This is a genomic window from Brevibacillus sp. GCM10020057 (assembly GCF_042683565.1).
In the GTDB taxonomy this organism is placed as follows: Bacteria; Bacillota; Bacilli; order Brevibacillales; family Brevibacillaceae; genus Brevibacillus.
This window is the reverse complement of the sequence record NZ_JBHUJW010000006.1, coordinates 21,972-34,816: the sequence shown is the minus strand read 5'-3', so window position 1 is coordinate 34,816 and position 12,845 is coordinate 21,972. Positions and strand designations below refer to the sequence as shown.

Annotated in this window: 8 protein-coding genes and 1 pseudogene; 7 read left to right on the top strand and 2 right to left on the bottom strand. The window is 56.3% G+C overall.

The window, feature by feature from the left end; genetic code table 11:
* Window positions 1–107: 107 nt before the first annotated feature.
* Together ACFSO0_RS01995 and adh are read right to left on the bottom strand one after the other, a co-directional pair.
* Window positions 108–455: a DUF779 domain-containing protein gene (locus ACFSO0_RS01995; RefSeq protein WP_376875578.1), complete on the bottom strand. Its 348-nt coding sequence runs from the start codon at window positions 453–455 to the stop codon at window positions 108–110.
* A 3-nt stretch (window positions 456–458) separates the two neighbouring features.
* On the bottom strand, window positions 459–1,979 hold the full coding sequence (gene adh / locus ACFSO0_RS01990) for an aldehyde dehydrogenase (protein WP_376875576.1): 1,521 nt from the start codon (window positions 1,977–1,979) through the stop codon (window positions 459–461).
* 217 nt (window positions 1,980–2,196) lie between these two features.
* Between adh and ACFSO0_RS01985 the strand changes: the two genes are divergently transcribed.
* The 7 genes and pseudogenes from ACFSO0_RS01985 to ACFSO0_RS01955 all read left to right on the top strand — a co-directional run bounded on the left by ACFSO0_RS01985 (window position 2,197) and on the right by ACFSO0_RS01955 (window position 12,845).
* Complete coding sequence (locus tag ACFSO0_RS01985; RefSeq protein WP_376875574.1) at window positions 2,197–4,011, top strand: sigma-54-dependent Fis family transcriptional regulator; 1,815 nt, start codon at window positions 2,197–2,199, stop codon at window positions 4,009–4,011.
* 172 nt (window positions 4,012–4,183) lie between these two features.
* Window positions 4,184–5,824, top strand: a pseudogene (locus tag ACFSO0_RS01980) (formate--tetrahydrofolate ligase); the annotation flags it as partial.
* Between the two features lie 163 nt (window positions 5,825–5,987).
* Window positions 5,988–6,668, top strand: coding sequence for a cupin domain-containing protein (locus ACFSO0_RS01975; protein WP_376875571.1), 681 nt, complete (start codon window positions 5,988–5,990; stop codon window positions 6,666–6,668).
* A 243-nt stretch (window positions 6,669–6,911) separates the two neighbouring features.
* Complete coding sequence (cshA, locus tag ACFSO0_RS01970) at window positions 6,912–8,390, top strand: degradosome RNA helicase CshA (RefSeq protein ID WP_376875568.1); 1,479 nt, start codon at window positions 6,912–6,914, stop codon at window positions 8,388–8,390.
* A 376-nt stretch (window positions 8,391–8,766) separates the two neighbouring features.
* Complete coding sequence (locus ACFSO0_RS01965) at window positions 8,767–10,191, top strand: PTS mannitol transporter subunit IIBC (RefSeq protein WP_376875565.1); 1,425 nt, start codon at window positions 8,767–8,769, stop codon at window positions 10,189–10,191.
* 111 nt (window positions 10,192–10,302) lie between these two features.
* The gene (locus tag ACFSO0_RS01960) at window positions 10,303–12,414 is read left to right on the top strand and encodes a BglG family transcription antiterminator (RefSeq protein WP_376875562.1); all 2,112 of its coding nucleotides are present in this window, start codon (window positions 10,303–10,305) and stop codon (window positions 12,412–12,414) included.
* Window positions 12,411–12,845, top strand: coding sequence for a PTS mannitol transporter subunit IIA (locus ACFSO0_RS01955; RefSeq protein WP_376875559.1), 435 nt, complete (start codon window positions 12,411–12,413; stop codon window positions 12,843–12,845). Before ACFSO0_RS01960 ends, ACFSO0_RS01955 begins: the two co-directional genes overlap by 4 nt.

Below are 12,845 nucleotides of genomic sequence, written 5' to 3'. Positions count from 1 at the left end.
TTACATTTTTCTTAATATCAAGCTATGTATCGAGGAAAATGAAAAAATGAAAGACCGTACCAGCCTTCCAAGAGGCGGATACGGTCTTGTCTTTTGCCGTGGCGGTCTTACTGCTGCGAGTCGGGGAAGAGGCGGGAGCGCGTCAGGAAGCGCACACCCTCCGGTCCTTCGAGGGAAAACATGCCGCCGCGCCCGCTCACTACATCAATAATGAGCTGCGTATGCTTCCAATACTCGTACTGCGCTTTTCCCATGTAGAACGGGCAACCGCCGATCTCGCCCAGCAGCACGTCCTGGTCGCCGACGAGAAACTCGCCCAGCGGATAGCACATGGGGGAACTGCCGTCGCAGCAGCCTCCTGACTGGTGGAACATCAGGTCGCCGTGCTTGGCGCGCAGTCGTTCGATCAATTGCAGGGCCGCTTCGGTAGCGATTACCTTTTCCTGCTGGCTCATCGATCAAAAGAAGCCCAGAGCCTGATCGCTGTAGCTCACGAGCAGGTTTTTGGTTTGCTGATAGTGGGAGAGCATCATTTTGTGCGTCTCGCGCCCGATGCCGGACATTTTGTAGCCGCCGAATGCAGCGTGAGCCGGGTAGGCGTGGTAGCAGTTGGTCCAGACGCGGCCCGCCTGGATTTCACGGCCTACGCGGAAGGCGGTATTCACGTCGCGGGTCCAGACACCGGCGCCGAGGCCGTACAGCGTGTCATTCGCAATCGAGAGCGCTTCTTCCGTGTCTTTGAAAGTCGTGACGGACACGACCGGACCGAAGATTTCTTCCTGGAAGATGCGCATTTTGTTATGGCCTTTGAAAACGGTAGGCTGGATGTAGTAGCCGTCCGCCAGATCGCCTTCAAGCTGGGCGCGGCTGCCGCCGATCAGACAATCTGCGCCTTCCTGTTTGCCGATGTCGAGGTAGGAGAGGATTTTTTCCACCTGCTCGAGGGAAGCCTGTGCTCCGATCATCGTGTCGGTATCGAGCGGATTGCCTTGCTTGATGGCTGCTACGCGTTTTACGGCGCGCTCCATGAACGGCTCGTAGATGCTCTCATGAATCAGGGCGCGGGACGGGCATGTGCACACTTCGCCTTGATTGAGCGCGAACAGGACGAAGCCTTCGATGGCCTTGTTCAGGAAAGCGTCGTCTTTGGCGTACACATCCGGGAAGAAGATGTTCGGCGATTTGCCGCCGAGCTCCAGCGTTACCGGAATAATATTTTGCGAAGCGTACTGCATGATCAGGCGGCCGGTCGTCGTCTCGCCCGTGAAGGCAATTTTGGCGATGCGGTTGCTCGAGGCGAGCGGCTTGCCGGCTTCCAGACCGAAGCCATTGACCACATTGACGACGCCTGGAGGCAAAAGGTCGCCGATCAGCTCCATCAGCACCATGATGGAAGCAGGTGTCTGCTCGGCAGGCTTGAGAACGACGCAATTGCCTGCAGCCAGAGCAGGAGCGAGCTTCCACGTCGCCATCAGCAGCGGGAAGTTCCACGGAATGATTTGGCCGACGACGCCGAGAGGCTCATGGAAGTGGTAGGCCACTGTATCGTTGTCGATCTCGCCGAGCGTGCCCTCCTGCGCGCGGATCGCACCGGCGAAATAGCGGAAGTGGTCGATCGCCAGCGGAATGTCGGCAGCCAGCGTCTCGCGCACAGGCTTCCCGTTTTCCCACGTTTCGGCGACGGCGAGCAGCTCCAGATTGGCTTCCATGCGATCTGCGATTTTCAGCAGGATGTTTGCACGCTGCGCCGGGGATGTGCGACCCCAGGCCGCTTTTGCTTCATGGGCGGCGTCCAGAGCCAGCTCGATATCTTCCGCAGTCGAACGGGCTACCTCGCAGAATACTTTGCCGGTGACCGGCGATACGTTCTCGAAGTATTCCCCTTTTACTGGCGGTACCCAGTTTCCTCCGATGTAGTTCTCATAGCGCTTCTTGAACGTCACCTTAGATCCGGCTTGGCCGGGCTGAGCGTAGATCATGCGAACCCCTCCTCATTTCACTTTATGGTCTTTACGCTGTTTCCTAATAGCAATACCCGTACCAATTGCAGGAACCGCGTCGTGACAGCGTTTTCAATCGCGGGCAGAGAGAGGTTTGCTCCTTTTTGAAACAGCGGGTGTTCCATATCGGAACAGGTAGAGGATGGCAATCTCGTGCTATAATGGAAAGGAATGATTTTGAGGGAGGGAAAGAGCGTTGTCTACGATTGTCCAAGAGTCATGGAAGCGCTGCCGGGAATCGAAGCTCATTGCCACGCAGAAGGCGAATGATCAAATCATTTCCACCAATCGAATCAAAGAAATCATTCAGGAAAATCACCCTCTGATTCGAGAAAGCCTGCCTCTTTTCAACAAGCTGTCCCCGTTCCTTTTGTCCACGGAGCACATTGCACTGTTGTCCGATGCAAGCGGCAATATCATTCATACCGTGGGCGACCCGGCTTTTGCCGACCAGGCGCAAAAAGTGCAGCTGCAGGTCGGGGCGAACTGGCAGGAGAGCAACAAAGGAACCAACGCCATCGGTACGGCACTCATCGCCCAGCAGCCGATCCAGATTCATGGGGAGCAGCACTATTTTCGGGAAAACCAGTTTCTGACTTGCTCCTCCTCGCCGATCTTCTCGCCCGCGGGAGAGCTGCTGGGCGTAATCGATATCAGCACGAGAAAAGAAAACACCCATCCGTTCGCCTTGACGATCGTCTGCATGATCGCCGAGGCGCTGCAAAACCGCCTCCTGTTTATGGAGGCCGAGCGGGTGATGATGCTCCCGCCGTCACACCGGGACCAGTCCCGCACACAGAAAGGGCTGCCCCTCATCGGTCTGGACCGCGACGAGCGAATCGTCGGACTCAATGGGAGGGCAAAGCAGCTGCTCGGTCCGGATGTGATCGGCAAAGAGCTGGACCCGCTGCTGGAGCGGAGCGGGCGGACGGTGCAGGACAATCGGCCAAGGGTATGGCCGTCGGCAGCGGCTGCGTCTCCCGCTTCTGCCCCCAATCAAAATCTGGACCCGAAAGAAAAGCCTGCTCTGAAGCAAAATCCGGCTCCGACAAGCCAGCTCAAGCCTTTCCCGCGCCTGGCAGGTTCGTGCCCGCGCTTTCTTCAGGCGAAGGCGCTGGCGCAAAAGGCGGCGCAGGTCGACTTTCCCGTGATGATCCTGGGGGAGAGCGGCACAGGCAAAGAGCTGTTTGCCCAGATGATTCACCAGACGGGACCAAGGGCCGATGAGCCGTTTATCGCAGTGAATTGCAGTTCGATTTCTGAAAATTTGATTGAGAGTGAATTGTTCGGCTACGAGGGCGGGGCGTTTACCGGCGCGCAGCGCGAAGGCCGGATCGGAAAGTTTGAAGCGGCGAAAAAAGGGACGATCTTTCTGGACGAGATCGGCGACATGTCCTTGCGGGCGCAAGCGGCGCTGCTGCGGGTCCTGCAGGAAAAAGTGGTGACGCCCGTGGGAGGCAACCAGTCGAGGCCGGTTCACGCGCGGGTAATCGCCGCGACGCACAGGAATCTGCCCGAAGAAATCAAGGCGGGCCGTTTTCGCGCCGATCTGTACTACCGCCTCAAAGGTGTGCTGATCGAGCTGCCGCCGCTGCGAAAGCGCAGCGACATTTTGCAGATCGCGATGCACCAGCTGAAGCAAATCGCCCCGGACCGTCCGCTTGTCTTGTCCAGAGAAGCCCAGGCGATGCTCTCGGCGTATTCCTGGCCGGGCAATGTGCGGGAGCTGCAGGGCGTGCTCATCCAGGCCGCGTTTTTGACAGATGGCGACGTGATCGGCTGCGAGCACATCCAGCTGGAAGGGCTGGAGGAAGAACACTTGCAGGCAGCCGCCGAGCCGGGCGTGAAGCCTTTGCGCGAGACGGAGTGCGAGGCGATCCGCAGGGCCTTGCACATCAGCCGGGGCAACGTCAGCCAGGCTGCCAAGCTGCTCCAGATTGGCCGGAACACCTTGTACCGCAAAATGGCGGATTACCGTATCTTGACGCAGATGAATCAGGAGGAGCCATGATCGCCCTATACAGGTCACTTCCCGCCGAGAGGAAGCATTTGCCGGGAGATTTTGCCCGGTTTGTGCTGGGCGGGTCTTTCTTTTGTGCCGAAAAGAGGGTTCCGGGGAAAGGAGAAGTGACTACAATGTGGAATGTAGAAGTTGGTCATGAAACAACGAATTCACCGATTGCAGGGAGGAACGCATGAAGCCGATTGTGGAGATTGCCAGGACAGTTGGTATCGAAGAGCAGGATCTGGAACTGTACGGAAAGTTTAAGGCCAAATTATCAGACGAACTGTGGGAGAAGGTCAAAGATCGCCCGGACGGCAAGCTGATCCTGGTGACCGCGATGAACCCCAACCCGGCGGGAGCAGGCAAAACGCTCACGACGATCGGACTGTCCCAGTCGCTGAATGCGATCGGGAAAAAGGCGATGGCCGCGCTGCGGGAGCCATCCCTTGGCCCGTGCATGGGCATCAAAGGGGGCGCCACAGGAGGCGGCCAGGCACAAATTCTTCCGGCGGACGAAATCAACCTTCATTTTACCGGTGACCTACACGCCATTACTTCAGCGCACAATTTGCTCGCTGCCATGATCGACAACCATATTTTCCAGGGCAATCCCCGCCGTTTGAATCCGAAAAAGATCGTCTGGAAACGGGCGATGGACATGAACGACCGCGCCCTGCGCAACATCGTGGTCGGTCTCGGCGACGGAAACGGTATGGCGCGGGAAGACGGCTTCATGATTACCACCGCATCGGAGATCATGGCGATTTTGTGCCTGAGTGAGAATATGGCTGACTTGCGGGAGCGGCTGGGCCGCATCATCATCGGCTACGATTTCGACGATGAGCCGGTGCGGGCCGAAGAAATCCACGCGGTCGATGCCATGTGCGTCCTGTTAAAAGAGGCGATCAAGCCGAATCTGGTGCAGACCATCGAAGGGACGCCTGTCCTCGTCCACGGCGGGCCGTTCGCCAACATCGCGCATGGCTGCAGCAGCGTCATCGCGACGAAGACAGCGCTCAAGCTGGCGGACTACGTCGTGACGGAAGCGGGCTTCGGCGCCGATCTGGGCGCAGAGAAGTTTTTTGACATCAAATGCAGAATGGCGGGCCTGACACCGGCAGCGGCAGTGGTCGTCATTACGGTGCGGGCCTTGAAATACAACGCCGGGATTAAAGTAGCCGACCTGGATGCGGAAAATGTGGAAGCGGTGAAGCAAGGCTTCGCCAACGTCCGCCGTCATATCGAAAACCTGAAAAAATTCGGGGTGCCAGCGCTGGTGGCGATCAATCATTTTACGACAGACACAGAAGCGGAGCTGGACGCAGTCGTCGCTTTGTGCACAGAGCTGGGCGTGGAAGCCGCAGTGTCCGACGTCTGGGCGGAGGGCAGCCGCGGCGGAGTGGAGCTGGCAGAAAAAGTCGCGCGTGCAGCCGGGCTGCCTTCCTGCTTCCGTTTCCTTTACGAGGAAAGCCTGTCGATCGAGCAAAAAATCGGGACGGTCGTCAAGGAAATCTACCGCGGCGCCGATGTCGCCTTCTCGCCGGCTGCCCGCAAAACGATGCAAAAGATCGAGGAGATGGGGATGTCCCATCTGCCGGTATGCATGGCGAAAACGCCGTACTCCTTTACCGATCAGCCGCATATTTTGGGAGCGCCGACCGGCTTTACCATCTCGGTCAGCGAATTGCGCATATCGGCCGGAGCCGGTTTTGTCGTGGCGCTGACGGGCAGCCTGGTCACAATGCCGGGGTTACCGAAAAAGCCTGCCGCCGAGTCTTTGTACATCGACGAGGATGGCCAGATCAGGGGTTTGAGTTAAAAGAAAGAGAGACGAGTGAAAAGCTGACGACCTGTGCGCGGGTCTGTCAGCTTTTTTGCATGAAATGGTGAAGGGGATATGAACCATCAGGCGAACGTCCCGGTTGCCTGCAACATATGGTTATGGGTAAGTAATTTTGCCGAAAGCGAGGATTGCACCACGAATGACTCTCTATCTCGATTACAAGTCGCCATTGATCCAATACTTCGATGACGTCAACAACAATCGGCTGTTTACGAGGGACAATCAAAACTACATCAATGTCCTGTCCGCGCAGACGCTAAATTCGCTGGACAACACATCGCTTCTGGACATTTTCCTTAGCCAGGGAAGCGTAGTCGAACCGCACTACCACCAAAACGCGGCCGAGCTGGTCTATTGCGTAGCGGGAGCGGCCAGCGTCTCCTTCATCAATCCGTTCACGAATGTCGTCTCGACCTATCCAATCACACCGGGGCAAGTCACGAACATCCCGCAAGGATGGTGGCATTGGGAGGTGGCGCTGACAGACAATACGCACCTCATCGCCATCTTTAACGCCCCGATACCTGAAGTCATTCTCGCCTCCGACATTCTCCGGTTGACGCCGAGCAATGTCATGGCGCACACGTACTGCCTGAATGAAGCGCAGCTGAGGGAGACGTTGGCTCCGATCCGGATGTCGACCTTCATCGGCCCGCCTGCCAACTGCTACCAAGGGTATGTCCAAAGCCCGCCTCCAGTGCAGCCAGAGGTATACGGCTATCAGCTTCCTGGTCCGTCAGCGCCGATGCCTTCGCAATACGGGTACGGTCAGCCGCAGGGTTTCCCCTACGCGCCGCAAGGACAGTACCGGCAATTTTAGCAAAAATCTGTTGCGAAGAATCGGCCGCTGGCTGGTTTCTTGCTCCTGTAGGGGGAAGCAAGAACAGAAAAGGAAGTATACCGATTGCAATCTGATGAAATACGTGGTACGATTACAGCTATGTTCTTTCTGGGTGCTTTTGTACAATCGGGGATAAGAGGGCCTGTTCCGGATCGTAAGGAATAGCGCCCTTTTTTAGTGAGAATTTTATAGAAGAAGGTCAGAAAAGGAGACTGAATTACATTGAGTACATTTTATGATTTTGGTTTGCATCACTCCATTGTGAGAGCGTTGAGCAATATGGGCTTTGAGGAAGCGACGGCCATTCAGGAGCAGACGATTCCGACCGCCTTGCAGGGACGGGATTTGATCGGACAAGCGCAGACAGGTACAGGGAAGACCGCCGCGTTTGGCATTCCGCTGGTCGAGCGGCTGGACGAAGAAAGCGGCAATGTCCAAGGGATTGTCCTGACGCCGACGCGCGAGCTGGCTGTGCAGGTAGCGGAAGAAATCAACAAGATTGCCCAGTTCAAAAGAATCACGGCGTTGCCGATTTACGGCGGACAGGACATTACGCGCCAGATCAAGGCGTTGAAAAAACGTCCGCAAATCATCGTGGCGACGCCGGGACGGTTCATGGATCACATGCGGAGAAGAACGATCCGCCTGGATGCCATCGAGATCGTCGTATTGGACGAGGCCGATGAAATGCTGAACATGGGCTTCATCGACGACATCAAGGAAATTTTGCAGGAAGTGCCGGACAACCGCCAGACGCTCCTGTTCTCGGCAACGATGCCGCGCGCGATCCAGGAAATCGCGCAGCAGTTCATGACGGAGCCGACACTGATCTCGGTCAAGCCGAAGGAAGTGACCGTTCCGAACATTGAACAGCAGTATATGGAAGTGTCCGAAAAGCAAAAGTTCGACGCCCTCTGTCGTCTGCTCGATATCCACTCTCCGGAGCTGGCGATCGTCTTTGGCCGCACCAAGCGCAGAGTAGACGAATTGTCGGAAGCGCTGACCAAGCGCGGTTACGGAGCGGAAGGAATTCACGGCGACTTGAACCAGGCCAAACGGGACAGTGTCCTGCGCAAGTTCAAGGAAGGCACGATCGAAGTGCTGGTTGCGACCGACGTAGCGGCGCGCGGTCTGGATATCAGCGGGGTTACGCACGTATTCAACTTTGACATCCCGCAAGACTCCGAGAGCTACGTTCACCGGATCGGCCGTACGGGCCGCGCAGGAAAAACAGGTCTGGCGATCACGTTCGTCACCTCCCGCGAGATGGACCATTTGCGCCTGATCGAGCGCGCGACGAATCGCCGCATGGAGCGCCGCCCTGTCCCATCCATGGCAGAGGCGCTGGAAGGGCAGCAGCGCATGGCAGTGGAAAAATTGCTGGAAGCGGCCGGGCTGGAAAATCTGCAAGCGTACAAAACGCTGGCAGAGCAGCTGCTGGAGGAGGTTGATTCCGTCACGCTCGTATCCGCAGCCCTCAAGCTGCTGACGAAAGAACCTGATCTGACGCCAGTCCGCCTCACAGAAGAAGCGCCGCTGCGCGTCAGCAAAAAGAAATTCCCGCCAAAAGGCAAAGGCAGCTCGGGCGGATACGGTGCAAAACGACCGCAGCGCCCGCGCAGCGGCGAATTCCGTCCCCGCTCCGGTGAATCTCGTCCCCGCACGTCGGATTCCCGTACGCGTGGAGATCGCCAACGCTAAAGAATTCAGCAGATAAATGGTTTGCCGACAAGGCTTTCGCATCGCAGCGGGAGCCTTGTTTTTTTGCCTTTATAGACCCTCCCTGCCCGCCAAATCGTGGATTTGCCGCTTTTTTACGCTCTTTCGGTAGTTTTTTTCCGGAATCAGAAAGAATAAGCGACGTGAGCAAGATGACTGATTTCCCAACAAAATCGCCCGCAATACCTTGGTGCCCGGGCTGGTGCAACGGCTGCTTTATTAACTTTTGTCAACATGATGCAAGACAACACCTCTATTTGATTTTGTTGTGACGCTAATGAAAACGCTTTATATTTAACGTAAGCAATAGAACTTTTTAATTCTGTCATGATCTTATGAATGAAAAGGAGGTCCAAGTATGGGAAAAGTAGCCACAAGTAATCAAGCGTCAGGTGGTGTTCGCGTCTCAGTACAAAAGTTTGGCCGGTTTTTGAGCGCGATGGTCATGCCGAATATCGGTGCGTTCATCGCCTGGGGATTGATTACCGCACTCTTCATTCCAACGGGCTGGTTGCCCAATGAAAATCTGGCCAAATTGGTAGGGCCGATGATCACGTATCTGCTGCCGCTCTTGATCGGTTATACGGGCGGTAAAATGGTTCACGATGTACGAGGCGGCGTAGTCGGTGCAGTCGCCACGATGGGGGTCGTCGTCGGTACAGACATCCCGATGTTCATGGGTGCCATGATTATGGGGCCGCTCGGCGGTTGGGTCATCAAGAAAGTTGACCAACAGCTGGAAGGAAAAGTAAAGTCCGGTTTTGAAATGTTGGTAAATAACTTTGCCGCCGGGATTATCGGCGCGCTGCTGACGCTGCTCGCCTTCCTCGCGATCGGACCGGTCGTAGAAGGCTTGAGCAAAGCGCTTGCCGCTGGCGTGCAAGTGATCGTAAGCGCCGGTCTGCTGCCGCTGGCGAGCATCTTCATCGAGCCAGCCAAGATTATGTTCCTGAACAATGCCATCAACCACGGTATCTTGAGCCCGATCGGTCTGGATCAGGCTGCCAAAGCAGGACAGTCGATTTTCTTCCTGCTGGAGACCAACCCGGGACCGGGACTTGGTATTTTGCTGGCATACTGGCTGGCTGGCCGGGGCAATGCGAAGCAATCTGCTCCAGGTGCTGTCATCATCCACTTCTTCGGCGGGATTCACGAGATTTACTTCCCGTACATCCTGATGAACCCTCGCCTGATTCTGGCGGTTATCGGCGGCGGTATGGCAGGCGTGTTCACCTTCACGCTTCTGGGCGCAGGTCTGGTAGCGCCACCATCGCCGGGTAGTATCTTTGCCCTGAGCGCTATGGCCCCTCGCGGAGGTTTGCTCTCGGTATGGGCCGGTGTAGCCGTAGCAGCGATTGTCTCCTTCGTGATTGCATCCGCCCTGCTGAAAATGAGCAGCAAAACGGATGAGGACGAGTTGGAAAAAGCAACGGAAAAAATGCAAGAGCTGAAAGGCAAAAAGCCTGCGGTGCAAACGGAAGTAGCAGCAACGGCAATCAACGCTTCTGATGTGAAGAAAGTCGTATTTTCCTGCGATGCCGGGATGGGCTCCAGTGCGATGGGGGCGGCCGCCCTGCGGAAGAAATTCCAGAAAGCCGGCCTGGACAGCATTACCGTCATCAATACGGCGATCAACGACATTCCGAATGACGCTGATATCGTCATTACGCACAAATCGCTGACGGAGCGTGCCATTGCGAAGGTACCTCACGCTGAGCACATTTCCATTGACAACTTCTTGAATAGTCCGGAGTACGACAATCTCGTCAACCGTCTCGTGTAAAGGGAATCAACGCTAGTGAGAGCTAGCGTTTTCCCTCTTTATGCCATCAAGGGGGTCTTCGGCGGAGCTGCGCGCTTCTTGCGTGTTTCTAAAGGGAAATGGGGTGGGATCTTGCAGGTATCTTCACGGCAACGGGCGATCATCGAAATTTTGTTGCAGGAGCAAAAGGACGGCCTGACGGTAGCCGTCATCGCCGAGCAAATCGGCGTGAGCACCCGGACCATTCACCGGGAGCTGGATGCGCTCGAAACGTATTTCGCTCATTACGGGCTGCAGCTGGTGCGAAAAGCCGGGGCGGGAGTGGACGTGGTCGGCTCCGAAGAAGAGAAGCAGTCGCTTCGTGCCCATTTGCTGCATCAGACGACAACCGAATACACCGCTCAAGAGAGAAAGGTGCTGATTCTGTGCGCCCTTCTGGAAGCGACAGAGCCTGTCAAGCTCATTTCCCTCGCCCTTGACCTGAAGGTGACAACGGCTACGATCAGCCACGATCTGGATGATTTGGAGCTGATGCTGGCCAACTACGAGCTGAGCCTGCTGCGGAAGCGAGGCTACGGCGTGGAACTGGTCGGATCGGAATCTTCCAAGCGCAGGGCGATCAGCCGCTTGCTGGCGGATCATCTCGACGACCATCAAGTGATTGAGATCATTCGGGAAAACATCCAAAACAAAAATTTGCGGGACGTCGATTCCATCTCGGAGCGACTCCTGGGCCTGATCGACAAGGAGAAGCTGATCAAGGTCGAGAGCGCCCTGAACCGTCTGGAGGAAGAGCTTCCTTACTCGCTGGCGGACAGCGCCTACATCGGGCTGGTTACCCATTTGGCGCTGGCGGTGGAGCGAATGGAAAAGGGCGAGAACATCCATTTCGACGAGGGTACCTTGAGCGAGCTTGCGGGCACGCCGGAGTACGAGGTAGCCCAGACGATCATCGAGCGGCTGAAGCAAACGTTTCAGATGGAGATGCCGGCAGCGGAGATTGGATATATCACCATGCATCTGCGGGGAGCCAAGCTGCGAAATTCCCAGGACGAGTCACTCTGGCCGGAAAATGCGGAGCTGGTGGCTGCCACCCGGCGTCTGATTCAGTATTGCGAAGACCGTCTGGGGCTGCCGCTGCGACAGGACAACTCTTTGTATCACGGATTGTTGACGCATCTCGAGCCGGCACTCTACCGGCTGAGGCGCAAGATGGAAATACGCAACCCCATTCTCGAGCAGATCAAGGCGAATTACCCGGAGCTGTTCTCCGCTGTGAAGGAGTCTGCGGCACGCGTATTCGGAGGGCTACATGTGCCTGATGAGGAAATCGGCTATCTGGTCATGCATTTCGGAGCCGCGATGGAGCGGACGAAGCAGGAGCAGCAGCGCTACCGTGCGCTGGTCGTTTGCTCGAGCGGGATCGGGTCATCCAAGATTTTGGCGACACGCATACAGAAGGAAATACCGGAGATCGTCAGCTTGAAAAATCTTTCGCTGTTTGAGGTCGGCCGTGTTCCCGACCACGAATACGACTTGATTATCTCCACCATTCCTTTGCCGTCGAGTCCGATGGAATACGTGGTGGTCAGTCCGCTGCTGCCGCAGGAGGACATCCAGAAGATCAAGTATTATTTGCACAAGGCCGGACAGGCGAAGAAAAGGCCGGGCATAAGGTCAGAGAGCCCGCCAAAAAAGGAGCCGGCTGGTCGAAAGTTGCAAGTGCTCAGTCGCTATGCCGGATATGCGGCGGAACTGGTTGAGGGTTTGCGGGTGAGCGCGTGGGACAACCGGGGGCAAGACATAGCGAACGTGTTGACGCAGATTGGCGAAGAGCTGCAAGGAAGCGGCGTCATCCGCAACACGAAGGCCGTCGTCCGGCAACTGCTCGACCGGGAAAAGCTGGGCGGGCTCGGGATACCGGGCACTTCCATGGCGCTCTTTCATGGCAAGAGCGAAGAAGTAGGCACCGTCTCGTTTACGATTCACGTTCTTGCACAACCCGTTTCGCTCAAATCGATGGACGATCAGGAAATGCCGATTCGTTTGCTGCTCCTGCTGCTCGGCCCCAAGGACGTGTCGCGGGAAGGGTTGGAGGTACTTAGCGAGGTCAGCTCGCTGCTGATTGAAGAGGAAGCCCAACGCATTATTGAATCAGGAGAAAGCCAGCACATTGCTGATTATATAGCAGGCAGACTGTATTCCTTTTGCCTGAAACAGACAGGATTGGAGAGAGCCAAATGAACAACGTTTTGACAGCAGAGAAAATCATGATGAACGCAAAACCATCCAGTAAAGAAGAAGCGATCCGATTGGCCGGAGAGCTGCTGGTGAAAGCTGGCCATGTCAACGGCGCCTATCTGGAGAAAATGCAGGAAAGAGAGCAGCTGGCGACCACGTATATCGGCAGCGGAGTAGCGATTCCGCACGGGACCAACGAAGCGAAGCAGGAAATCCGCTCGACCGGGATCTCTGTTGTGCAAGTTCCGGATGGCGTCGATTTCGGCGAAGGAAATACAGCGTATTTGCTGATCGGCATTGCGGCTGTCGGGGATGAGCATCTGGAGGTACTCTCCAATATTGCCGTGATTTGCTCGGAGGAAGAAAACGTCACGCGCGCCGTTCAGGCGAAGACGCCGGAAGAAATCATCTCCCTGTTCGCAGAAGGGGTGTGA

Bases quoted from the DNA above. Each gene is read 5' to 3' on its own strand.
- ACFSO0_RS01955 (WP_376875559.1), top strand. From the start codon at position 12,411: ATGAACAACGTTTTGACAGCAGAGAAAATCATGATGAACGCAAAACCA.
- ACFSO0_RS01975 (WP_376875571.1), top strand. From the start codon at position 5,988: ATGACTCTCTATCTCGATTACAAGTCGCCATTGATCCAATACTTCGAT.
- ACFSO0_RS01965 (WP_376875565.1), top strand. From the start codon at position 8,767: ATGGGAAAAGTAGCCACAAGTAATCAAGCGTCAGGTGGTGTTCGCGTC.
- ACFSO0_RS01995 (WP_376875578.1), bottom strand. From the start codon at position 455: ATGAGCCAGCAGGAAAAGGTAATCGCTACCGAAGCGGCCCTGCAATTG.
- adh (WP_376875576.1), bottom strand. From the start codon at position 1,979: ATGATCTACGCTCAGCCCGGCCAAGCCGGATCTAAGGTGACGTTCAAG.